Origin of the sequence: Prevotella sp. P4-67, from assembly GCF_002251325.1 — a bacterium.
Lineage (GTDB): Bacteria > Bacteroidota > Bacteroidia > Bacteroidales > Bacteroidaceae > Prevotella.
Genome location: NZ_NPJL01000059.1, coordinates 13,293 through 34,938 on the forward strand (window position 1 = coordinate 13,293; position 21,646 = coordinate 34,938).

Sequence of the window (21,646 nt, forward strand, 5' to 3'; positions counted from 1 at the left end):
ACATTTGTACACCAAACAGTGATTATGACGCCATTATATCCCCGCCTCCTTGCCCTGCGCGACCGGCAGTATGCCGAGTTTCAGGCGCGGCTGGTGCCCGGTGTTGCTCCCGACAGCATCATCGGCATACGGGTGCCCTTGCTGCGCGCCTTTGCCAAGGACTTTGCCCGCGAGGCCGACTGCAGCCGCTTCCTCAGCCTGCTGCCCCATCGCTATTACGACGAGAATATGCTGCATGCGCTGCTTCTGTCGCAGCTGAAGGACATGGACGAGTGTGTGGCGAGGGTCGAGGAGTTTCTGCCCTATGTAGACAACTGGGCGGTGTGCGACATCATGTCGCCCAAGGTCTTCGGCCGTCATCCCGCGAGGCTGATGGACAAGGCCGTGGAGTGGAGCCGCTCGCCACATGTCTACACCTGCCGCTTCGGGCTGGCGATGCTGATGACCCACTTCCTCGACAGCCGTTTCAGCCCATCGGTGCTCGACACCGCCGCCGCCGTGGAGAGTGACGAGTATTACGTGAGGATGATGGAGGCATGGTTTTTTGCCACGGCGCTTGCCAAGCAGTGGGATGCCGCCATTCCCTATCTGCAGCAGCGCAGGCTCGGCGTCTGGGTACACAACAAGACCATCCAGAAAGCCTGTGAGAGCTACCGCATCACTGCCGGCCAGAAGGCTGTGCTCAGAACAATGAAAATCAAAGCCAATGACCACAAGTAGCGACATATCCCCCGTGGTGGGTAGGCTCGTCGAGCTTACTCCCGATGCCGAAGCCGACATCTCGCGGCTTCTGGCCCAACTCACCGATGAGGCTTCGGCCGACTCTGCCCGTATCTCCGAGATGCTTGCCTTGCCCCACTGCCATCTGCTGGTGGCTCGCGCCGGAGAGCGCATCGTGGGCATGGCGTCGGTGTGTATCTACACCATCCCCACGGGCCGCCGTGCCTGGATAGAGGATGTGGTGGTCGATGCCCGATGGCGTGGCCGCGGCATAGGCACACGCCTGGTGGAGAGTGCCATAGACCAGGCGCGGAGGGTGTCGCCCTGCACGGTGATGCTCACCTCGCGCCCCTCGCGCGTGGCTGCCAACAGGCTCTACCGCCACATGGGCTTCGGCAGCAAGGAGACCAATGTGTATAAAATAGAGGTATAGGCTGTGCCCAGAGAGCCACAACAGCAGCACGGTGGGAGCAGAAAAGTGGGCCGAGGGTGCCGCATCATGCACCGTCGCCACGGCGATGACGGTCGCAGAGAGTCTCTGCCGGGCGTCGTCACAACCTAAGACATGACAATGATGAACAAGACTATCGTGACCCTTATCCTTGCCGTCGCATACTGCGTCGGCGCGCAGCCCCAGAGCTTTGGCGGCTGTTTTACCACCGAGGGGCAGTACGCCGTGAGGGGCTCTGCCAACTGGGTCAACCTCCTTAGACTCGATTTCAGCATGCCGCTGGCCCACGGAGCCGGTTCGGTCGAGGCTGCCACCATCCATGCGTTCAAGACCCATGACCCCATCGTCGGCGACTGGCAGACCTTCTCCAATATCGAGACCTCCAATCTCGCCGCAGCCATCGCCGTGCTGGGCTACAGGCACGCGTGGCGCAATGCGAGCCTCTTCGTCGGCGTGCGCAATGTCAACGAAGACTTCTTCACCTCTCCCCTTACATCGCTCTTCACCAACAGCTCGTGCGGCCTCTTCCCCACCATCGCGGCGAGCTATCCCATAGCCAACTATCCCTTCTCTGGCCTCACGCTGTATATGGATGTGGGCAGAGCAGGGTGGCTGTTTCGCAACAGCGTATACAATGGTGTGGGCCACAATGGCTGGAACCGTCACGACAACCCTTTCCGCCTCAGTCCTGCCCACGATGGCGTCTTCAATATTTCCCAACTGGAGTATGCCTGGCGCGGCGGCCGCTATTATGTGGGTGCTGCCGTCCACACCCGCCGCTTTCCCGTCGACGACGAGGGAGCTATAGCCGATGCCGACGGTTCGCGCAGCGGGGTGAGCTGTGCCTGGTGGGCTTATGGCGAGCAGTCGCTGTGGCGTGAGGGCGGTGGCGATGTCTCCTGCATGGTCCAGCTCTCTGCCAACACCCGTAAGTCCAGCGGTTGCTACCGTTACGGCGAGGTGGGATGTGTCTACACCGACAGCAGCAGCGCCTGCGGACTTTCTGCGCAGTATGCCCGATTCCATCAGGGCCGCGAGTATTCGGTCGAGGCCACTTGGCGCCGACACATTGACCATCACATCGATGTGCAGCCCGCCCTGCAGTATATCACCAATGATGAGGGCGACCACCTGGTGCTCTCCGCCCGCCTCTACATCAGGTTCTGATGCGGTGGGAGCGCCCCCCGGATGTTTACCAGCCACTTTGGCGGTTATATCATCGTCTCGGAGGCCAAAAAGAGCCAACTCCACGACTTTCAGCAGTTTTTGTCAAGTAACGGAGTGTCTCTGCATAAAAAATAAGTGAACTTATTTTGTTCTGCCCTCGACTTTCAGTAACTTTGCAACCATGAATGCAAAATTATCTGATTTTGAGATTATGGCACCTGTCGGCTCGCGTGAAAGTTTGGTCGCAGCCATACAAGCCGGAGCCAACTCGGTGTATTTCGGCATAGGACAGTTGAACATGCGGTCCCACTCTGCCAATCATTTCACCATAGATGACCTGCGCGACATCGCATCTACGTGCAACAGCCATGGCATCAAGACCTATCTTACCGTCAATACCATCATCTACGACGGCGATATAGACACGATGCACGAGATAGTCGACGCCGCCAAGGAAGCCCACATCTCGGCGGTGATAGCCTCAGATGTGGCGGTGATGACCTATTGCAACCGCATCGGCGTAGAGGTGCATCTCTCCACCCAGCTCAATATCTCCAACATCGAGGCGCTGCGTTTCTATGCCCAGTTTGCCGATGTCGTGGTGCTTGCCCGCGAACTCAATATGGACCAGGTGGTAGCCATCTATCGCCAGATAGAAGAGCAGCACATCTGCGGACCCAAGGGCGAGCTCATACGCATCGAGATGTTCTGCCACGGCGCCCTCTGCATGGCTGTCAGCGGCAAGTGCTACATGAGTCTGCACAACGCCAACCGCTCTGCCAACCGTGGCGAGTGTGTACAGATATGCCGCCGTTCGTATACAGTCACCGACAACGAGACCGGCAACCAGCTCGAGATAGACAACAAGTACATCATGAGCCCCAAGGACCTCAAGACCATACGCTTCATCGACCGCATGATGGAGAGCGGAGTGAGAGTGTTCAAGATTGAGGGCCGAGCCCGTGGCCCAGAGTATGTCTACACCGTGGTGAGCTGCTACCGCGAGGCCATCGGCAGCGTGATAGACGGCACCTTCACCGAGGAGCGCAAGGATGGCTGGGACGAGCGTCTCGCCACCGTCTTCAACCGTGGCTTCTGGGACGGATACTACCAGGGACAGACTCTGGGAGAGTGGAATAAGCACTACGGTTCGGCTGCTACCGAGAAGAAGGTGCTCGTGGGCAAGGTGATGAAGTATTTCTCCAAGCTCAGCGTGGCCGAAGTGGCTGTCGAGGCGACCACCTTCGACCGTGGCGACCGTCTGCTCATCACCGGTCCCACCACTGGTGTGATGTATCTCGACGCTACAGAGATACGCTACGACCTCCACCCGGTAGATACTGCCCAGCAGGGATGGCGCGTGTCTATCCCCGTGAGCGGCAAGGTGCGCCCCAACGACAAGCTGTTCAAGCTCGTCACCGTAAACGAAATCAAGGAAATAAAATAAGACATGACCATCAACCAACAACAAGATGCCATCATCGACGAGTTTGTCGATATGGACGACTGGATGGACCGCTACCAGCTGCTCATCGATATGGGCAACGAACTGGATGCGCTCGACGAACAGTATAAGACCCCCCAGAACCTGATAGACGGATGCCAGAGCCGTGTATGGGTGCAGTGCGACTACCGCGATGGCCGCCTCTATCTCTCTGCCGATAGCGACGCCCTTATCGTCAAGGGTATCATCGCTCTTCTGGTGCAGGTGCTCAGCGGCCATACCCCTCAGGAAATTCTTGATACCGACCTCTACTTTATAGACCGCATCGGTCTGCGCGAACACCTGTCGCCCACGCGCAGCAATGGTCTGCTGGCTATGGTCAAGCAGATTAAGGCTTACGCACTGGCCTACAAGACCAAGGAAGGATGACACACCGACTGACAGCCATCGTCGTCGGCATCGTGTGCAGCCTCTCGGCTTGGGCGCAGAGCGCCGACGAGCGTGCCGCAGCCTGTATAGGCGAGAGCCGGTGGTTCGACCTGCATGATGTCTATGCCGCCGACAGCGCGCAGATGTCGCCTTTCATCCGCCAGTTTGCCCGCACCATGGTCAACCAGATGTTCAACCGTCCGCAGCAGGCCTGCGACGACATCCTCACCCTGGTGCGCGGCTATCAGCAGCAGATGGGTGGCACCAACGCCTGTTCGATGCTGCTCTTGCTCGCCGACAACTACAGCCGCATGGGCGACAATGCACGTGCAGCAGCCACCGTCAGGAGTCTGGCAGACCAGATGGAAGGCAAGGCAGACAGCGCCACCGTAGCCCAGATGCGCGGCAAGGAGCGGCTCTACTCTGCGCTCTCTGCACTGCGTGTCAACGAGACCGACACCGCCAGCCACACGTTGCCCTTCACCTATACCGAGCTCGGCGACACCGCCCAGCAGCTCATGGTGGTCGGCGGCAGCGTCAACGGGCGCAAGGCGGGGCTGATATTCGATACCGGCGCAGCCTACAATGTCATCACCCCCGAGCTGGCGCGCCGCTATCGGCTGCGCATCATCGACGCTGACATCCAGGTGAGCGGCACGCGACTCATGGGCGGCAAGATGGCTGTGGCCGACGTGCTCACCATCGGCTCGCTCACCGTGCGCAATGTGGTCTTTGCCGTGCTCGACATGACTGCCGGCAACGAGCGCGCCCGCCGTACCGCACAGCAGATTTCGCTCATCATAGGTCAGCCGCTGCTGCAACTCTTTGGCAGCTACACCATAGACTTTGCCTCACAGCAGATACACCTCACGCATCAGAGCCATCGCTCTGGCGCAGCCCCCAACCTCTTCTTCAACAAGGTGCCTTATGTCGCCGTCACCCGCGACAGCCTGCGCATGGCTATGGCTTTAGACACCGGCGCCGCGACCAGTTCGCTCGACAACGCCTACTACAAGGCGTTCGCCGCCGACGTGGCGCGCGAGGGCAAGTGGGAGCTGGCGGCGACCATGGGCGTCGGGGGCATCAGCTACAACAGCGTCTTCCGCATGCCAGCCGTCGCCCTCAGCATCGGCGACACCCCCTTCACCCTTCACCGTGTGGCGGTGACGGCGCTCTCGCCCCACAACCGTCTTACCCAGGGCTACGGCCGTCTGGGCATCGACTTCATGCGCCAGTGGAGCAGCGTGACCATCGACAATGTCAACATGACCATCCATTTACAGCACTAACAGCAAGACAATGAGAAAACTACGCACCATAGAGATGGACCGCCTCACGGTCCAGGAGTTCAAACAGGCCGACAAACTGCCCGTTGTGGTGGTCCTCGACAATGTCCGCTCTCTTTACAATGTGGGTTCCGTCTTCCGCAGTTGCGATGCCTTCCGTGTTGAGGCTGTCTACCTCTGCGGCATCACCGCCTGTCCGCCCAACAACGAGATACACAAGACCGCACTGGGTGGCGAGGAGAGTGTAGACTGGCGCTACTTCAGCCGTACCGAAGACGCCGTGGCAGACCTTCATGCGCGCGGATATTATATATATAGTATAGAGCAGGTAGAGCACTCCACCAAGCTCCAACGGCTGGACCTCGCCGCCCACAGCCATCCCGGCTACGCCGTAGTCTTCGGCAACGAGGTGAAGGGAGTGCAGCAGCAGATAGTAGACATGAGCGACGGCTGTCTGGAGATACCCCAGCTGGGCACCAAGCACTCGCTCAACGTGAGCGTCACCGCCGGCATAGTGGTGTGGGAGTTCGCTCGCCAGCTAATCTTGGATTGAGCAAAGCTCGCCGGACTTCCCACAAAGTCCGGCGAGCTTTTTTCAGCCCCTTTCCCTGCTGTCGGCGACGGTGCAGGGGTGGGCGGTGGCGAGGGTGGTGCTGTCCTCACTCCGTGTAGTGACATTGGCGGGTATGGTGGTGAGAGAGAGGGGCGGTATGGTCACTCCGTTTGTCTGTGCAGCCCATGGCAGCCGCCCCGCAGCCACAGATGGCGGCTCGTGACGGAAGTCACGTGGCCACGTATCGTACGAAACGTGACCACGTGACTTCCGTCACGAGCTCACGTATAAAATGATACGAGCCCGCCAATGCCATCCCCGCGCCCGCCAATGTAAGCCCCGAGGCAGTATTAGCCAAGGGGCGGGAACTCATGTAAACGGTGAAAATCTTGTCATTCATTAAGAGGTGCGAGGAGAGGCGCATTGGAGTTTCCAGGGTATCATGGCAGGACGCGAGAATAATACAAAAAGTTTTGCTCCTTTTCAGGGCTTCGCCCTATGCGTCTGCGTGTGTTGGCAGATATCCCCGAGAGCCCGCTCTCGGATATCTGCCAACCCCCACCGCCGCGCCTGCCCATTGGCAGGCTGAAAAGGAGCAAAATCAAAAAGCCGCCGTTGGCGGTAAAAAAAACCGGCTGTTCGCCGGAACAAAAAGAGTTGTTGCGGGAGGCCCCTCCCCAGCAACCCGAAGCCCCTCCCCAGCCCTCCCCAAGGGGCGGGAGTCCCTACTTGCTGTGTTTGAGGGCGTTTGAGTGGCGCTCCTTCCCCTTGGGGAAGGCGTGGGATGGGGCTCCAGTTGGCTGGTACGCACCCCAGGCAACTCTGACAGAGTTGCGATTACATAGCCCAGGGTTGCGGGCATGGCCCGCTACCCTGGGTAATGCCCCCACTAATATTGCTACTCTGTAAGAGTTGCGCTTAGCCGTAGGCGTTATACTCAGTTGGATAATTCCCCTACATATAGGTGGTGATGGGTTTGCGTTGGGGTAACGCCTTCGGCTAATCGCAATACTTACAGCATTGCTATCTCTTTTTATGTCCTAACCCAGGGTAGAGGTGCTTCGCCCCTCAACCCTGGGCTATGGAAACGCAACTCCTTCAGAGTTGCTGCTGCTGATGTCCTCTCAAATGGGCCCTATCTCGAATTCCCTATCCGCAGCAGCAGGTCGTTGGGATAGATGTAGCTCTGCTGGCGGAGGCTTGAGAAGACGGGGCAGGAGTTGGCTTCGAAGACCGTTACGACCATCTCTGTGCAGTAGAGGGCGTCGGGGGTGGTGTGGTCGAAGTCGAAATCGAACTTCACGCCGCGTGCCACGAGCGAGTCTACCGTCTGCCTGATGCCCTCTGCACTCATGGGGCATGGGGGCTTGACGGCGTAGATGCAGTAGGAACCATTGTTGCGCAGATACTCCTCGGGCGTCTCGACCACTATCTTCCCCGCTGCCGTCGAGGCATGGGCGAGCCTTACGCCACGGGCATCTCTGACGACTATCCCGCAATGTGAGGGAGTGGAGTCGGTAACCTCCCACGACGAAGTGCCCGAGAGCGCGCGTACGGCTACCGATTCCCACGAGTCGCCCACACTGAAAAAGATGTCGCCCGTATCAAATGAGGTCGTATCGGGCATCAGGTATGGCGGGCGGTTGACCAGACACACGCCAACCCAGCCTGCGACGAGTAGTAAAAACAAGGCGCATCCCCATCCCATGAGACCGAGGAAGCGCCTGTCTGATAGTATCATTCCGCAAGGTTAGTTGTTTGTCAATTTCTCGATATTGCATACGGCTATGCCGATGACTCCTGCGAGCATGTAGAGCCAGCTGGCCCAGGCGAGCTTAAACCCCGAGGGCAGCACGTGGGCAAAGAAGAGGCAGAGGACGATGGATATGCCGAAGAAGAAGGATGCGGGTATGCGGCTCATCTTCGCCGTGAGCTTCAGGTTGGTCGACTCGTCGAGGACCACCAGCATGGGCGCCAGGAGGATGAGGGCGGAGAGGAAGCGGGAGAATCCCAGTCCGTCGCCCTCGAAGAGTATCTTCAGTCCGCATACTTTGGTTTTGCCCGCCACATCTACTGCCGAGCAGAAGCCGAAGAGGATGAACATGATGATGGCGATGGCGATGATGAGGGATGCCTTGTATTGCTTGGTGAATTTGACCAGATTGTCCATAATATATATTATTAATGTGTAACACTGTGGCGGGAGGGCTGGGGCTATGCCCGCCGTTGACAACTCTTTATTGGCGCATCACCTCGAGCTTGAAGGTCTTGGCATCGCGGCATCCTTTCTTGATGGCGGCACTACCGAAGTGGATTTTGCTGAACTTGACAGGTGTGCCTGCCTTGACGAGCGAGCATCCGTCGGCCTTCTCGACCTCGATGCTGCCCACAGAGACCTTGTAGACCTGCTTCCCTTCGGCGTCGTAGCCTACGAGATATACCTGCTCGTTGCCGAGGACGTACTTGAGGTCGGTCTTGATGTCAGAGGCAGCCACGGCTTCGCCGTTGACCTGGAACGACGGCTCGAGGTCTGACTTGCTGAAGAAGTCGGTAAACTCGAGCGACAGCGGGGTGGTCACGTCGAACCCACATTCGTCCAGCTTGATGGGCTTGCCGTTGAGCGCCTTTGCGCTTTCCTCTATCTTGACCTTCCAGGTCTCCGTCATCTTCTCAGACTTCTCGATGAGGGCTTTCTTCTCGGCTTCGGTCTTGATGTCTTTGGCTTGTTCCCTCAGTTGCTCCTTCTCCTTTACAAACTGTTCGTACCTGTCGGGGAGCTCACCATACAGGCTGTTGTCTTCTGAGCCGCTTCCCGAACATGCAGACAGGAAGGGCATGCACATGGCGATGAGAGCCATAGTTTTAAGTTTCTTCATAGGTGTTGAGTCTGTTTAGTTATTTATGTGATGTGTAATGGTTGTCGTAAGCGGCGTAGTCTCTACGGTTGCAAAGATAAGCTATGGCGGAGCAAAGACAGTTAACAATCTCTCAATTTATCGTTCACAAAGGATAAACTGAGGTAACAATGCGTAAAAAAATAATTAACAATTTCACAAAGGGCTGATGCTCAGTTGCATCCGTCCTTGCGATATCGGGTGGGTGAAATGCCTTTGAGCTTGGAGAAAACTCGGATAAACGATTGTGAGCTGTTGAAGCCCGAGAGCTCGGCTATCTTCATGATGTTGGCATCGGAGCCGTCGAGCAGGGTACACGCGTACTCGATGCGGGCGCGGTTGACATAGTCATAGAAGCTGCACTCTTCTTCCTTGTTGAAGAACTCGCTGACATAGGTGCGGTTGGTGCCTATGGCGGTGGCTATGTCTGACACCTTGAGATTGGGGTTGAGGAAAATCTGGTCCTTGTCGAAGAGCAGGCTGATGCGCCTGCCTATCTCGGACATCTCGGTCTCGGTGGCGTCGGCGGCGGGCGTGGGGTCGGTGTCCATACCGTCGTAGAGCTCGTCGAGCACCGACTCGTGCTTATACATATTATAAGCTATAAACATCCATAGCACCAGCGAAGAGCTCATATAGAGTATCTCAAACGAATAGCCCGCATGCAGACTGTCGGCTATCCAGAGCGCCAGCATGAGCACAAAGGAGAGGAAGATGGCGCGCAGCCAGTTGAGGTTGATGTTCTCGGTGTAGGAGAAGCGTCGCTTCAGCTCTCTATGGTATCTGGGGATGGCGAAAGCAGCCCAGATGGTATAGCAGAGACCATAGACAAGGGCCTCGAGTATCTCGGCATAGTAGTAGATGATGTCGCGGGTGATGAAGAACAGGACAAAAGGCACGATGAACAGCAGCTCGTGGATGATGATGGTGCGCCGGGTGAGGCTGGCGGGGCTGCACAGCTCGATGAGGGTGAAGGCATAGAGCGGGATGGCTATCACATCAGACGAGGTGATAATCATCCAGTCGGTCTCGTCGAGCTCGGCTATGGGCTTGATGAAGAGGAGGTCCTTGAGGCACTGCATGCCGATGACCAGCATCAAGACGGTGACCAGTCTTGACAACAACTCCTTGTCCTTGCGGTAGAAGAGCCACGCCATCATGAAGTAGAACATGACGCAGAGGCCGTAGATGAAATATATGGCGTACAGCATTAGGTCTATAATTAGTAGGTGATAATCTCTCTGCGCCTCGGACCGGGGCAAGTCTATGGGCGCTGACCGCAAAAATACAAATAAAAATCGAGCCGTCCATTCCTTTTGTCCGATTATTTGTCGGCGGCGGTGCATTTTCCTCTTCCGCCGCGACGGGGCGGGTGGTTACTTTTTCATTCGTTTGTTACTCTGTATAAGCAATTATTTGTAATTTTGCAGCGTATATGACGCAGATATCATCCATACAGGCTCTGGAGCAGCAACGCGTGCTGCTCAGGCTGGAATATGAAACGGAGAAAGAGGAATTTCGCCAGCAGACCGAGGAACGCGGTGTGGCGCGACTGGTGAAGCGTGGCGACGTGTGGCTGCCGCTGCGCGTCGGCAACACCTTTTACAATTCCCTCAACCAACTGGCTGTCGAGGTCTTCCGCACCGACAACCAGGATATCGAGCACAACTTTGAGTATGGCCGCCCCGTCACCTTCTTCCGCATGGTGCCCGACGAGCATCATCCCCGTGAGCACCGTCTGCATTACTTTGACTTCACCGGCGTGGTGAGCTATGTCGACGGCGACCGCATGGTCGTCACCCTGCCCGACAACGGACGGGTGGGCGCCCTGTCGGCTTGCAGCGACAAGGTGGGTGTGCAGCTCTACTTCGACGAGACCAGCTACCGGCTTATGGCCGATGCCCTGGACCGCGTCGTCCATGCCCGCGGCAACCGTCTGGCCTATCTGCGCGACCTCTTCTACAGCCATGCCGCTCCGGCGCGCTTCACCTTCGACGACATCAAGCTGCCCTGGCTCAACGCCACCCAGCAGCACGCCGTCAACGAGGTGCTCAGGGCCAAGGACGTGATGGTGGTGCACGGCCCTCCCGGTACGGGCAAGACCACCACCCTGGTTGAGGCCATCTATGAAGTGCTGCGCCGCGAGAGTCAGGTGCTGGTGTGTGCGCAGAGCAATATGGCTGTCGACTGGATTTCCGAGAAGCTCGTGGACCGTGGCGTCAACGTGCTGCGCATAGGCAATCCCACCCGCGTCAACGACAAGATGCTCGCCTTCACCTATGAGCGCCGCTTCGAGTCGCACCCCGACTATCCGCAGCTCTGGGCTATACGCAAGGCCATCCGCGAACTGCGCCGGCAGCGCCGCCACACCGAGAGCTTCCATCAGAAGATGGACCGGCTGCGTGAGCGTGCCGTCGAGATAGAGATGCGCATCAACGGGCAGCTCTTCGGCGAAGCCCGCGTGATAGCCTCTACCCTCACCGGTGCTGCCAACCGCATCCTGGAGGGTCAGAAGTTTGGCACCCTGTTCATCGACGAGGCTGCCCAAGCCCTCGAAGCCGCCTGCTGGATACCCGCCCGCCGTGTGCAGCGCATCGTCTTTGCCGGCGACCACTGCCAGCTGCCTCCCACGGTGAAGAGTCTGGCTGCCATGCAAGGCGGACTCGGTGTGACGCTCATGGAGCGCATCGTGGGCAATCATCCCGAGGCTGTCACCCTGCTGCAGACCCAGTATCGCATGAACGAGCAGATTATGCGCTTCTCCAGCGACTGGTTCTATAAGGGCCGCGTGGAGTCGGCGCCCGATGTGCGCTTCCGAGGCATCCTCGACTACGACAACCCCATCGAGTGGATTGTGCCCGACACCGCCATCGACGGCGAAGATGCCGACACTGCCTTCCGCGAGCAGTTTGTGGGTGACAACTTCGGTCGCATCAACAAGGGCGAGGCACGCTATACTCTCGACACGCTCCAGGCCTACTTTGACAAGATAGGGCGCCAGCGTGTGCTCGACGAGCGCATCGACGTAGGCATCATCTCGCCCTACCGCGCCCAAGTCCAGTATCTGCGCCAGCTCATCCGTCGTCGCGAGTCGTTCAGACCCTTCCGCCACCTCATCAGTGTCAACACAGTCGATGGCTTCCAGGGTCAGGAACGCGACATCATCCTCATCTCGCTCGTACGCTCCAACGACAGCGGTCAAATCGGCTTTCTGCGCGACCTGCGCCGCATGAATGTCGCCATCACCCGTGCCCGTATGAAGCTCATCATCCTGGGCAACGCCGACACCATGACCCGCCACCCCTTCTACCGTCAGCTCTGGGACTATATACAGACCATCAACCACGACAACCAATCATGATACAAAAGGACTATTATCTGCGAATGATAGAAGAATTTGGCCGCGCGTTGGCCAACTTCATGGAGCGGCGTCATGACGCTGCGCGCCGCGACCGTGAGATGGCCGACCTCTACCGTCAGTATGTGGGCGACTACACCCTGGTGCGCAACCTCTCGCTCGAGGAGACTATGGTCTATGCCCACGACCAGTGGGCTGATGACGAGCGTATCGGCAGACTTGGCATGCTTGCCGAGCTGCTTTATGCCGAGGCCACCTACTGTGCTGTCCCGATCAGTACGCTGCTCTACGACAAGGCCTACCGGCTCTATGACTATGTAGAGACTCATGGCGATACCTACTCGATAGACCGCCATAACAAGATGGAGGCCATTCGCCGTATCTTAAAGGACAAAGGATAACAACAATATGGGTAATACCACCGACATGACCGTAGGGTCTCCTACGCAAGGCATACTCCGCTTTGCGTTACCACTTATTCTGGGATACATACTCCAGCAGATGTATCTCGTAATCGACGCTGCCATCGTGGGGCGGTGGGTCGGCGTGGAAGCGCTTGCCGCCATTGGCGCCAGCTCGTCCATCACCTTTCTTATCATGGGCTTCTGCAACGGCTCGTGCGCGGGATTTGCCATCCCCGTGGCGCAGACCTTCGGTGCGCACGACTACTCCAAGATGCGCGCCTATGTGGCCCACTCGCTGCGCATAGGAGCCGTCATCGCCGTGATACTCACCGTGCTCACCGCGGTTTTCTGCGCCCGCATCCTGCGGGTGGTCAACACCCCCGACGACATCTTCCATGATGCCTACATCTTCCTGCTGCTCACGTTTCTCACCATTCCCTTCACCATAGCCTACAATCTCCTCTCGGGATTTATCCGTGCCTTGGGCAACTCCCGTCAGCCCTTCTACTTCCTCATCGTCTCGTCGATGGTCAATATCGTGCTCGATGTGATACTTATCCTCGGTATGGGCATGGGCGTCGAGGGCGCCGGCATCGCTACGATGCTCTCCCAGGCGCTGGCTGCCGTGCTCTGCTGGGTTTACATCCACCGCACGCTGAAGATGCTTATCCCCCACGGCGACGAGTGGACCTATCACGACAGCATGACCGGACATCTGCTCAACAGCGGTATCCCCATGGGACTGCAGTTCTCCATCACCGGCATAGGCATCATCATGCTCCAGAGCGCCAACAACGCCCTGGGCACCACCTATGTGGCAGCCTTCACCGCGTCTATGCGCATCAAGTATCTCTTCACCTGTGTCTACGAGAACATCGGCGTGGCTATGGCTACCTATTGCGGCCAGAATGTGGGAGCCCGACAGATAGGGCGCATAGCCCGCGGCGTGCGCTCTGCCATGGCCATCATGGCGGTCTATACCGTCTTCACCCTGGCGGTCATCTACCCCTTTGCCGACCAGCTTATGATGCTCTTCGTAGACAGTGGGCAGAGCGAGATAGTGGCTCTGGCTGCCCAGTTTATGCGTATCAACAACTACTTCTTTGTCATCGTTGGACTGCTCTGCATCTTCCGCTACTCCATCCAGGGCATGGGCTTCAGCAATCTGAGCATGCTGAGCGGCGTGATGGAGATGATTGCGCGCAGCGGAGTGAGCCTGTGGCTTGTGCCAGTCTTCCACTTCACCGGAGTGTGCTTCGGCGACCCCACCGCATGGCTCGCCGCCGTGCTCTTCCTTATCCCCGCCTACCTGTGGGTCTACCGCCGACTCAGCCGCACCACTCCGCGCCCCGTCGCCATGTAGCCCATGGGGCGGGGGAGTGCACTGGCGACTCTGCAGCGGGTCCATGAGACGGATATTCAGCCCGCCGTACTTACTTTTTTGGTGATAAGTTTGGTCATAATCACCATTATTACTATCTTTACAACCTCGAAAACTTAAACAGTCTATGTTACGAAAAGATTATACCTTTGAAGTGTGTGCCAACTCAGTTGAGAGTTGTCTCGCAGCCCAACGTGGAGGCGCCGACCGTGTAGAACTCTGCGCCGCCATACCCGAGGGAGGCACTACTCCCTCTTTCGGAGCGATTGCGTACGCCCGCCACAATCTGGATATCAAGCTCAATGTCATCGTGCGTCCTCGTGGCGGCGATTTCCTTTATTCGCCGATTGAGGTAGCCACGCTCCTGGCCGACATCGATACCCTGCGACCGCTCCAGGTCGACGGCATCGTGACGGGAGCCCTCACCGCCGACGGCGATATCGACCTGCGGCTGATGGAGGCGGTCATGGATGCAGCCCAGGGCATCCCTGTCACCTTCCACCGTGCCTTTGACCGATGCCGGAGACCGCAGGAAGCGCTCGAGCAGCTTATCTCCCTGGGCGTGAAGCGCGTGCTCACGTCGGGCCAGCAGCCCACAGCGCTCGAGGGAGCCACCCTGCTGCGACAGCTGGTAGACCAGGCTGCCGGACGCATCATCATCATGCCCGGCTGCGGCGTCTGCGAGACCAATATTGCCCGCATAGCCCAGCTCACGGGTGCCCGGGAGTTCCATTTCTCTGCCCGCGAAGCCGTCAAGAGTTCCATGCGCACCCGCAACAGCGAGGTCAAGATGGGCAGCGATGATATAGACGAATATACAAGGATGGTTACCACCTCGCGACGCGTGGCCGACACCATCTCAGCCCTCTGTGGCCAATAAGACAGTGACTATGACAAGATTACTCATTACCCTGCTCCTGCTCTGCACGATGGGAGCCAAGGCGCAGACCTCACAGACTCTCGCCGACTTCAATGCCCGCAAGGCGGTGCTTACCCATGGACATCTTTTCGACATCTTCCATCGGCCTATGACCGACGGTGAGCGCGACGCCATGCGTTTCCTCTACGCCTACATGCCCGTCAACGACATAGCCGACTACGACGGCGACTTCTTCCTCAACCAGGTGCGCGCCACGCTCAATGTGCGCACCCAGGTGGGTTGGCAGGTGCCCGACGAGGTCTTCCGCCACTTCGTTCTGCCTATCCGTGTCAACAACGAGAACCTCGATACCGCCCGTCTTGTGTTCCAGCGCGAACTTCTTCCACGCGTTCGAGGCCGCCGGCTCTACGACGCCGTGCTCGAAGTCAACCACTGGTGTCATGAGAAGGCCAACTATCAACCGTCCGATGCACGTACGTCGTCGCCACTTGCCACGGTGCGCACCGCCTGGGGCCGTTGTGGCGAAGAGTCCACGCTCCTGGTGGCAGCCCTGCGCTCGGTGGGCATCCCCGCGCGCCAGGTATATACTCCGCGATGGGCACATACCGACGACAATCATGCCTGGGTCGAAGCCTGGGTCGACGGCCGCTGGTATTTCCTTGGTGCCTGCGAGCCCGAACCGGTACTCAACCTGGGCTGGTTCAATGCCCCAGCCAGCCGCGGCATGCTGATGCACACCAAGGTGTTTGGCCGCTACAACGGGCCAGAGGAGGTGATGCGCCGCACAGCCAACTACACCGAAATCAACGTGATAAGCAACTACGCCCCAGCCGCCCCGCTCACTGTCAGGGTCACCGACGCCAAGGGCCGCATTGTCCAGGGCGCGCGCGTGGAATACCGCATATATAATTATGGTGAGTTCTTCCCCGTCTCCATCCAGACCACCGACGCCAAGGGTCAGGTGTCGCTCTCGGCAGGCTACGGCGATATGCTCGTCATAGCCACCCACGGCTCGGCCTATGGCTACAGCCGCGTGAGCTTTGGCCGCGAGCCGATGGTCACCGTTGCCCTCAGCCATAAGATTGGCGAGCGCCACAGCGCCGACATCGACATCACTCCCCCCAAGGAGAATGCGCAGATACCCACCGTCACCCCAGCCCAGCGAGCCGACAACGACCGCCGCTTTGCCATCGAAGACTCCATCCGCGCCGCCTACCGCGCCACCTTCATGCAGGGTGTGGGCGACCAAGCCACCCGCTGGGGCGACCGGGCCCGTTCATTCATGGTCAAGGCCGAAGGCAACTGGCGCACCATCCACTCCTTCCTCGCCGCAGCCGACGAGAGCGAACAGATGGCGCGTGCCCTCGACCTGCTCTCTACCCTCACCGACAAGGACTTGCGCGATGTCAACCCCGAGGTGCTCACCGACGCGCTCTCCCTTACTCCTGCCGACGCCTCGGTATTCCATGTACTGGCGCCGCGCGTGTCGCAAGAGTGGCTCACCCCCTACCGCAGCGTGCTTGCCTGTGCCCTGCGCCCCGTCTTGGGCTCGCGCTGGGGCGATGTCGACGCCACGATCGCCTTCTGCCGCGACAGCATCACCCGATGCGACACCCTCGCCACCTCGGGTACCTTCACCACCCCCGTCGGTGTGCTGCGCTCGCGTCTTGCCGACCTGCGCTCGCTCAAGGTCTTCTTCACCGCCCTCTGCCGTACCCAGGGCATCGAGGCTTGGGTCGACGGCGTCACCGGCAATGTCTACTACCGTCGGGGCGATGCCACGATGTCGGTCAACTTCGACTCTGCCGCCCCCGCCGTCACCGCCACCACGCCCCTTACCCTCTCCTTTACTCCACAGCGTCATCTCGACGACCCCGAATACTATACCCATTTCACGCTGAGCCGTTACCAGAGCGACGGCACCTTCGGTCTGCTCAACTATGATGAAGGTGCGCGCTGGTCCAAGCTCTTTGCCCAAGGCTGCCAGGTCGAGCCAGGCTACTATCTGCTCACCACGGGCACCCGACTTGCCAACGGCAGCGTCAAGGCCCATATCGACTTCTTCCCCGTAGCCCACAAGCCCGTGAGCCAGGCACTCACCGTGAGAGAGGCCACCAACGAGGTGAGCGTCATCGGTTCGGTCAACTCCGAGGGACGCTTCCGCCTGGCTGCCACAGGTGCCGAGACGAGCATACTCCTTACCGCCGGACGCGGCTACTTTGTAGTGGGCGTGCTCGGAGTGGGTCAGGAGCCCACCAATCATGCCCTCCGCGACATCGCCCAGCGACGTAGCGAGTTCGAGGCATGGGGCCGCACCATCGTGCTGCTCTTCGCCAGCGATGCCGAGTACCAGAAGTACCTCAAGTCGCCCATCCCCGGACTGCCCTCGACGGTGGTCATGGGCGTAGACACCGACGGCCAGATAGCCGCCGACCTGCGCCAGCGCATGCGGCTTGCCGACACAGCGCCGCTGCCCCTCTTTGTCATCGGCGACACCTTCAACCGCGTGGTCTTCGAGAGCCATGGCTACACCATCGGCATGGGCGACCAGCTGCTCAAGACCATCCGCGGACTGTAATCCAACTATACGACAACAAATACAAACATTATGATAGACAATAGTGTAAGAGAGAAGATACTGGCACTCATGGCGCGCGAAGTGGTGCCGGCAGTGGGCTGCACCGAGCCCATGGCAGTAGCCCTGTGTGTGGCTCGTGCCACAGAGATACTGGGCCGCGAGCCCGAGCGCATCACGCTCTTTCTGAGTTCCAATATCCTGAAAAACGCCATGGGCGTAGGTATTCCCGGAACGGGCATGATAGGTCTGCCCATAGCCGTGGCGCTGGGAGCCCTCATCGGCAAGTCTGAGTATCAGCTCGAGGTGCTCAAGGACCTCACCCCCGCCACCCTGGAGCGAGGCAAGCAGTATCTCGCCGGCGACCACATCAACATACAGCTCAAGCAGGGCGAGTGCGACAAGCTCTATATCGAAGCCATCTGCGAGACGACGGGCAACCACGCCACAGCCATCATCGAGGGAGGCCATACCGCCATCGTCTTCGAGGAGCGCAACGGCGAGGTCATCACCGACCGCCGCACCAGGCGTGGCGACGAGGCCGAAGACGAGGCTGTCAAGCTCAATATGAAGCTCGTCTACGAGTTTGCCCTTACCGCCCCCATCGACGAGTTGCAGTTTATCCTCAAGACCCGCGACCTCAACATGCGCGCAGCCGAAGAGTCCATCAAGGGCAACTACGGCCACTGTCTGGGCAAGACCATGGACCGTCCTCTGAGCCATGGTATCTTTGGCAACACCATGTTCTCGCACATCATATCCAAGACTGCGCTGGCGTGCGATGCACGTATGGGAGGCGCCATGATACCCGTGATGAGCAACAGCGGTTCGGGCAACCAGGGCATCTGTGCCACCAACCCCGTGGTAGTCTTTGCCCAGGAAAACGAGAATACCGAGGAAGAGCTTATCCGCGCCCTCACGCTCAGCCACCTCACGGCTATCTACATCAAGCAGAGCCTGGGCAGACTCAGCGCCCTCTGCGGATGCGTGGTGGCGAGCATCGGCTCCAGCTGTGGCATCACCTACCTCATGGGAGGCAGCTACGACGACCTCTGCCATGCCGTCAAGAACATGATAGCCAACCTTACGGGCATGATATGCGACGGCGCCAAGCCCAGTTGCTCACTCAAGATATGTTCGGGCGTATCGACAGCCCTGCTCTCAGCCCTGCTGGCGCGCGAGGGCAAGTTTGTGACCAGCGCCGAGGGCATCATCGACTCCGACGTAGACCGCTCCATACGCAACCTTACCAGCATAGGCAAGGAGGCGATGTGTGCCACCGACGACATGGTGCTCCGCATCATGACCGGCAAGTAGTCTCTCCCCCTCGGGGGCGGCACCGCAGCCGCCCCCGATATCCGAACATCTATTATTGCTAATCTCTAAACCACACCCTTTATGAAGAAGATACTCTCTGCCATCGGCATGCTGCTACTGGCACTCTCTGCCTATGCCGACGGCACCATACTGTTCAGTACAGCCCAGGGCGGCATCGATGTTGCGCCTTACCGCATCCCGGGCATTACCTGTGGCTATGGCGGACGCCTCATTGCGAGCGTGGGCCGTCTGGTCTGCGGCACCGACCCAGGCTTCGGACGCGTAGACTGTGTGGTCAAGATAAGCACCGACAATGGCGCCACATGGAGCGAGCGTGAGATAGAAGCGGCGGAGGGCGATGCCTCGCTCATCAACAATGTCAAGACGCCTATGGCGGCTGCTTATGGCGACCCTGCCATCGTGATGGACCGCGAGAGCCATGAGGTGCTCATGATGGCTGTGGCGGGCTGCACCGTCTATGGCTACGCCAGCACCAACCGTCATAACCCCAACCTCATAGCAGCCATACGTAGCATGGATGGAGGCCTGACCTGGCAGCAGCCGATAGAGCAGACCGAGGCGATATATGGCCTGTTTGACCAGACCCACCCCATAGATGCAGCCTTCGTGGGTGGAGGCAAGATATTCCAGAGCCGGGTGGTCAAGGTGGGCCGCTACTACCGCATCTACGCAGCCCTCACCGCCCGCCCCAAGGGCAACCGCGTCATCTACTCTGATGACTTCGGACGCACATGGGCTGCCCTCGGCGGACCCTCGGCGCTGCCCGTGCCCGACGGCGACGAGGCCAAGTGTGAGGAACTGCCCGACGGGCGCGTCGTCATCACCAGCCGCACGGCGGGAGGCCGGTGGTTCAACCTCTTCACCTACGACGATGTCAAGACAGGCAGCGGCAGATGGGACGAGCAGACCAAGGCCACGATGAGCGGCATGGCGCTCACGCCCAGCACCAACCCCACCAATGGCGAGATGCTCATCGTGCCGGCAGTGCGCACCAGCGACGGCAAGCCCGTGCACGTGATGCTGCAGTCGGTGCCCACGGGCACGGGCCGCAACAACGTGAGCATATTCTACAAGGAACTTGCCGATGCCTCTGATATGCGCGACGTGCGCGCACTGGCCGAGGGCTGGGACGGCTATTATCAGGTCAGCCCCACTGTGTCGATGTACAGCAGCATGGACCTCCAGGCCGACCACCGCATAGCCTTCTTCTACGAAGAGACACTCACGCGGTGGGGCTCCAAGCCAATCCCGTCAGCACCAGTTTTCCCAAGGGTGAGGGCGAGCACAACTACGACGGCTGCGAGAATGTCTACAAGTCGCTCGCGCTCGAGACCATCACCGCCGGGAAGTACCGCGTGAGATAACCCATCGTCGGGCGTAGCCCGGCAGCCCCATACGCAGAAACAGGAACTCGTTGCATGTCCTCTGGAGGATGTGCAACGAGTTCCTGTTTCTGTATCTGCCCCATTCGGGGCTGTATCTGCCGTCGGGCCGTGGCGCCGCCGGTCAGCGTATGTACTGGTCTACGAAGAGTCTTACCCTCCTGGCATACTCCTGAGGATGGTCGCGGAAACTCATGGCGTGTATAGAGCCCCGCGCTATCCACATCTGCTTGGGTTCGGGCTTGGCGTCGTAGAGCCGCTGCATCATGGCAAAGGGCACATAGGTGTCGCGGTCGCCATGGATGAAGAGCATGGGCTTGTGGCAGCGCGCCACCTGGCGCAGCGGAGATGCCTCGCCAAACGACCAGCCGTAGCGCAGCTTGCACTGCAGACTGGTGGTATAGAGCAGCGGGAAGGCAGGCAGGTGGAACTGGCTGGCGAGCTCGTGCTCGAACTCGTCCCACACGCTGGTATAGCCACAGTCTTCGACGAAGCACTTGACATAGTCGGGCAGACGCTCGCCAGAGACACACATCACCGTGGCGGCGCCCATCGAGATGCCGTGGAGCACCATCGCCGTGCCCTCGGTGCCGCCCCAGAGGCTGTCGGCCACCGCCATCCAGCGCATCACGTCGAGCCGGTCTTTCCATCCCATCTGCACGCCTTCGCCCTCGCTCTTGCCGTGGGCATGGAGGTCGGGCAGCAGTATGTTGTAGCCCATGTGGTGGTATATCGACGCCACGTGCATCATGCCCATGCCGTTGTCGCGATAGCCGTGAACGAGCACCGCCACCCTGCGGCTGGGCTCGCTGGCGTTGATGTAGGTGGCATGGTGGCGCTCGCCCGTGGGCATCAGCACCACGGTGTCGTGCAGCGCATGACTATGTTTCAGACTGTCAGCCCAGGGCCGCAACTGCGGACTCTCGCTGATGATATTGTCCAGTCGCCAGGGCAGATTGTGACCGTGGCGCATCTTGGGGAAGAGCGAGTAGTCGAGCATATAGGCGCCGGCAAGTGCCAGCACCACCACGATGACTACGGTGGCTATGCCTATGCCCCATCCCCATCGGCGCAGACGCCGTGCAAGTAGGTTGTCCATAGAATACAAGTATATATACGACTGCAAATTTACGAAAACATCCTCACAATGACCGCATCTGCCGCCCAAAAAGTTTGCCGATGCCACCGTCGTGACCACCATTGGCGGCTCGTAACATAAGTCACGAGCCCACGTATCGGAAGGCACGAGCCCTCGTATCATAAGTCACGTGTCCACGTATCGTATGTTACGAGCCCGCCCACGCCATCGCCACGGCTCTATGCGTGGCGATGGCCCTGCCGGATGGCATCATTTTCGACCCCACAGCGCCACCGCCCACGGTGG

At 59.2% G+C, this 21,646-nt stretch carries 20 protein-coding genes; 14 read left to right on the top strand and 6 right to left on the bottom strand.

Annotated elements, in window-relative coordinates; translation table 11 throughout:
* Window positions 1-24: 24 nt before the first annotated feature.
* From CIK92_RS10075 to CIK92_RS10105, 7 genes are all read left to right on the top strand, one after another.
* Window positions 25-720, top strand: coding sequence for a DNA alkylation repair protein (locus CIK92_RS10075; RefSeq protein WP_094388988.1), 696 nt, complete (start codon window positions 25-27; stop codon window positions 718-720).
* Window positions 707-1,153 (top strand): GNAT family N-acetyltransferase, encoded by a 447-nt coding sequence (locus CIK92_RS10080; protein ID WP_094388989.1) that lies wholly within the window; start codon window positions 707-709, stop codon window positions 1,151-1,153. Before CIK92_RS10075 ends, CIK92_RS10080 begins: the two co-directional genes overlap by 14 nt.
* Before the next feature lie 138 nt (window positions 1,154-1,291).
* Window positions 1,292-2,338 (top strand): carbohydrate porin, encoded by a 1,047-nt coding sequence (locus tag CIK92_RS10085; RefSeq protein WP_254046058.1) that lies wholly within the window; start codon window positions 1,292-1,294, stop codon window positions 2,336-2,338.
* A 181-nt stretch (window positions 2,339-2,519) separates the two neighbouring features.
* Window positions 2,520-3,785: a peptidase U32 family protein gene (locus tag CIK92_RS10090; RefSeq protein ID WP_094386804.1), complete on the top strand. Its 1,266-nt coding sequence runs from the start codon at window positions 2,520-2,522 to the stop codon at window positions 3,783-3,785.
* Window positions 3,786-3,788: 3 nt separating this feature from the next.
* Complete coding sequence (locus tag CIK92_RS10095) at window positions 3,789-4,211, top strand: SufE family protein (RefSeq protein ID WP_022309881.1); 423 nt, start codon at window positions 3,789-3,791, stop codon at window positions 4,209-4,211.
* A complete protein-coding gene (locus tag CIK92_RS10100; protein WP_094388990.1) occupies window positions 4,208-5,500 on the top strand; it encodes a retropepsin-like aspartic protease in 1,293 nt (430 codons plus the stop codon). Before CIK92_RS10095 ends, CIK92_RS10100 begins: the two co-directional genes overlap by 4 nt.
* A 10-nt stretch (window positions 5,501-5,510) precedes the next feature.
* Window positions 5,511-6,050 carry an RNA methyltransferase gene (locus CIK92_RS10105; protein ID WP_094388991.1) on the top strand — a complete coding sequence of 180 codons (540 nt, stop codon included), beginning with the start codon at window positions 5,511-5,513 and terminating at the stop codon, window positions 6,048-6,050.
* 42 nt (window positions 6,051-6,092) lie between these two features.
* Here the strand turns inward: CIK92_RS10105 and CIK92_RS13795 are convergent, their stop codons facing one another.
* From CIK92_RS13795 to CIK92_RS10130, 5 genes are all read right to left on the bottom strand, one after another.
* Window positions 6,093-6,257: a hypothetical protein gene (locus CIK92_RS13795; protein ID WP_158214776.1), complete on the bottom strand. Its 165-nt coding sequence runs from the start codon at window positions 6,255-6,257 to the stop codon at window positions 6,093-6,095.
* Between the two features lie 928 nt (window positions 6,258-7,185).
* Window positions 7,186-7,791, bottom strand: a complete 606-nt coding sequence (locus CIK92_RS10115; protein WP_094388993.1) for a YiiX/YebB-like N1pC/P60 family cysteine hydrolase — start codon at window positions 7,789-7,791, stop codon at window positions 7,186-7,188.
* 9 nt (window positions 7,792-7,800) lie between these two features.
* Window positions 7,801-8,220, bottom strand: coding sequence for a hypothetical protein (locus CIK92_RS10120; RefSeq protein ID WP_094386800.1), 420 nt, complete (start codon window positions 8,218-8,220; stop codon window positions 7,801-7,803).
* 67 nt (window positions 8,221-8,287) lie between these two features.
* On the bottom strand, window positions 8,288-8,926 hold the full coding sequence (locus CIK92_RS10125) for a hypothetical protein (protein WP_022310501.1): 639 nt from the start codon (window positions 8,924-8,926) through the stop codon (window positions 8,288-8,290).
* 191 nt (window positions 8,927-9,117) lie between these two features.
* Entirely contained in the window at window positions 9,118-10,155 is a 1,038-nt protein-coding gene (locus CIK92_RS10130) for an AraC family transcriptional regulator (RefSeq protein ID WP_158214777.1), read from the bottom strand.
* 224 nt (window positions 10,156-10,379) lie between these two features.
* On the opposite strand from CIK92_RS10130, the gene CIK92_RS10135 reads away from it, so the two are divergent.
* From CIK92_RS10135 to CIK92_RS10165, 7 genes are all read left to right on the top strand, one after another.
* Window positions 10,380-12,305 (top strand): AAA domain-containing protein, encoded by a 1,926-nt coding sequence (locus CIK92_RS10135; RefSeq protein ID WP_094386798.1) that lies wholly within the window; start codon window positions 10,380-10,382, stop codon window positions 12,303-12,305.
* Window positions 12,302-12,703 carry a hypothetical protein gene (locus CIK92_RS10140; RefSeq protein ID WP_094386797.1) on the top strand — a complete coding sequence of 134 codons (402 nt, stop codon included), beginning with the start codon at window positions 12,302-12,304 and terminating at the stop codon, window positions 12,701-12,703. Before CIK92_RS10135 ends, CIK92_RS10140 begins: the two co-directional genes overlap by 4 nt.
* A 7-nt stretch (window positions 12,704-12,710) precedes the next feature.
* Window positions 12,711-14,069, top strand: a complete 1,359-nt coding sequence (locus CIK92_RS10145; protein WP_094386796.1) for an MATE family efflux transporter — start codon at window positions 12,711-12,713, stop codon at window positions 14,067-14,069.
* A gap of 145 nt (window positions 14,070-14,214) precedes the next feature.
* Window positions 14,215-14,967 carry a copper homeostasis protein CutC gene (locus tag CIK92_RS10150; protein WP_094386795.1) on the top strand — a complete coding sequence of 251 codons (753 nt, stop codon included), beginning with the start codon at window positions 14,215-14,217 and terminating at the stop codon, window positions 14,965-14,967.
* A gap of 10 nt (window positions 14,968-14,977) precedes the next feature.
* A complete protein-coding gene (locus CIK92_RS10155) occupies window positions 14,978-17,545 on the top strand; it encodes a transglutaminase family protein (protein ID WP_094386794.1) in 2,568 nt (855 codons plus the stop codon).
* A 30-nt stretch (window positions 17,546-17,575) separates the two neighbouring features.
* The gene (locus CIK92_RS10160; RefSeq protein ID WP_094386793.1) at window positions 17,576-18,859 is read left to right on the top strand and encodes a serine dehydratase subunit alpha family protein; all 1,284 of its coding nucleotides are present in this window, start codon (window positions 17,576-17,578) and stop codon (window positions 18,857-18,859) included.
* A gap of 81 nt (window positions 18,860-18,940) precedes the next feature.
* Window positions 18,941-20,239 carry a sialidase family protein gene (locus CIK92_RS10165; protein WP_094386792.1) on the top strand — a complete coding sequence of 433 codons (1,299 nt, stop codon included), beginning with the start codon at window positions 18,941-18,943 and terminating at the stop codon, window positions 20,237-20,239.
* Window positions 20,240-20,386: 147 nt separating this feature from the next.
* Here the strand turns inward: CIK92_RS10165 and CIK92_RS10170 are convergent, their stop codons facing one another.
* Window positions 20,387-21,361 carry an alpha/beta hydrolase gene (locus CIK92_RS10170; protein ID WP_022310491.1) on the bottom strand — a complete coding sequence of 325 codons (975 nt, stop codon included), beginning with the start codon at window positions 21,359-21,361 and terminating at the stop codon, window positions 20,387-20,389.
* Window positions 21,362-21,646 lie beyond the last annotated feature (285 nt).

Coding starts and splice junctions, on each gene's coding strand:
- CIK92_RS10075 (WP_094388988.1), top strand. CDS start 25: ATGACGCCATTATATCCCCGCCTCCTTGCCCTGCGCGACCGGCAGTAT.
- CIK92_RS10080 (WP_094388989.1), top strand. CDS start 707: ATGACCACAAGTAGCGACATATCCCCCGTGGTGGGTAGGCTCGTCGAG.
- CIK92_RS10085 (WP_254046058.1), top strand. CDS start 1,292: ATGATGAACAAGACTATCGTGACCCTTATCCTTGCCGTCGCATACTGC.
- CIK92_RS10090 (WP_094386804.1), top strand. CDS start 2,520: ATGAATGCAAAATTATCTGATTTTGAGATTATGGCACCTGTCGGCTCG.
- CIK92_RS10095 (WP_022309881.1), top strand. CDS start 3,789: ATGACCATCAACCAACAACAAGATGCCATCATCGACGAGTTTGTCGAT.
- CIK92_RS10100 (WP_094388990.1), top strand. CDS start 4,208: ATGACACACCGACTGACAGCCATCGTCGTCGGCATCGTGTGCAGCCTC.
- CIK92_RS10105 (WP_094388991.1), top strand. CDS start 5,511: ATGAGAAAACTACGCACCATAGAGATGGACCGCCTCACGGTCCAGGAG.
- CIK92_RS10115 (WP_094388993.1), bottom strand. CDS start 7,791: ATGATACTATCAGACAGGCGCTTCCTCGGTCTCATGGGATGGGGATGC.
- CIK92_RS10120 (WP_094386800.1), bottom strand. CDS start 8,220: ATGGACAATCTGGTCAAATTCACCAAGCAATACAAGGCATCCCTCATC.
- CIK92_RS10125 (WP_022310501.1), bottom strand. CDS start 8,926: ATGAAGAAACTTAAAACTATGGCTCTCATCGCCATGTGCATGCCCTTC.
- CIK92_RS10130 (WP_158214777.1), bottom strand. CDS start 10,155: ATGCTGTACGCCATATATTTCATCTACGGCCTCTGCGTCATGTTCTAC.
- CIK92_RS10135 (WP_094386798.1), top strand. CDS start 10,380: ATGACGCAGATATCATCCATACAGGCTCTGGAGCAGCAACGCGTGCTG.
- CIK92_RS10140 (WP_094386797.1), top strand. CDS start 12,302: ATGATACAAAAGGACTATTATCTGCGAATGATAGAAGAATTTGGCCGC.
- CIK92_RS10145 (WP_094386796.1), top strand. CDS start 12,711: ATGGGTAATACCACCGACATGACCGTAGGGTCTCCTACGCAAGGCATA.
- CIK92_RS10150 (WP_094386795.1), top strand. CDS start 14,215: ATGTTACGAAAAGATTATACCTTTGAAGTGTGTGCCAACTCAGTTGAG.
- CIK92_RS10155 (WP_094386794.1), top strand. CDS start 14,978: ATGACAAGATTACTCATTACCCTGCTCCTGCTCTGCACGATGGGAGCC.
- CIK92_RS10160 (WP_094386793.1), top strand. CDS start 17,576: ATGATAGACAATAGTGTAAGAGAGAAGATACTGGCACTCATGGCGCGC.
- CIK92_RS10165 (WP_094386792.1), top strand. CDS start 18,941: ATGAAGAAGATACTCTCTGCCATCGGCATGCTGCTACTGGCACTCTCT.
- CIK92_RS10170 (WP_022310491.1), bottom strand. CDS start 21,361: ATGGACAACCTACTTGCACGGCGTCTGCGCCGATGGGGATGGGGCATA.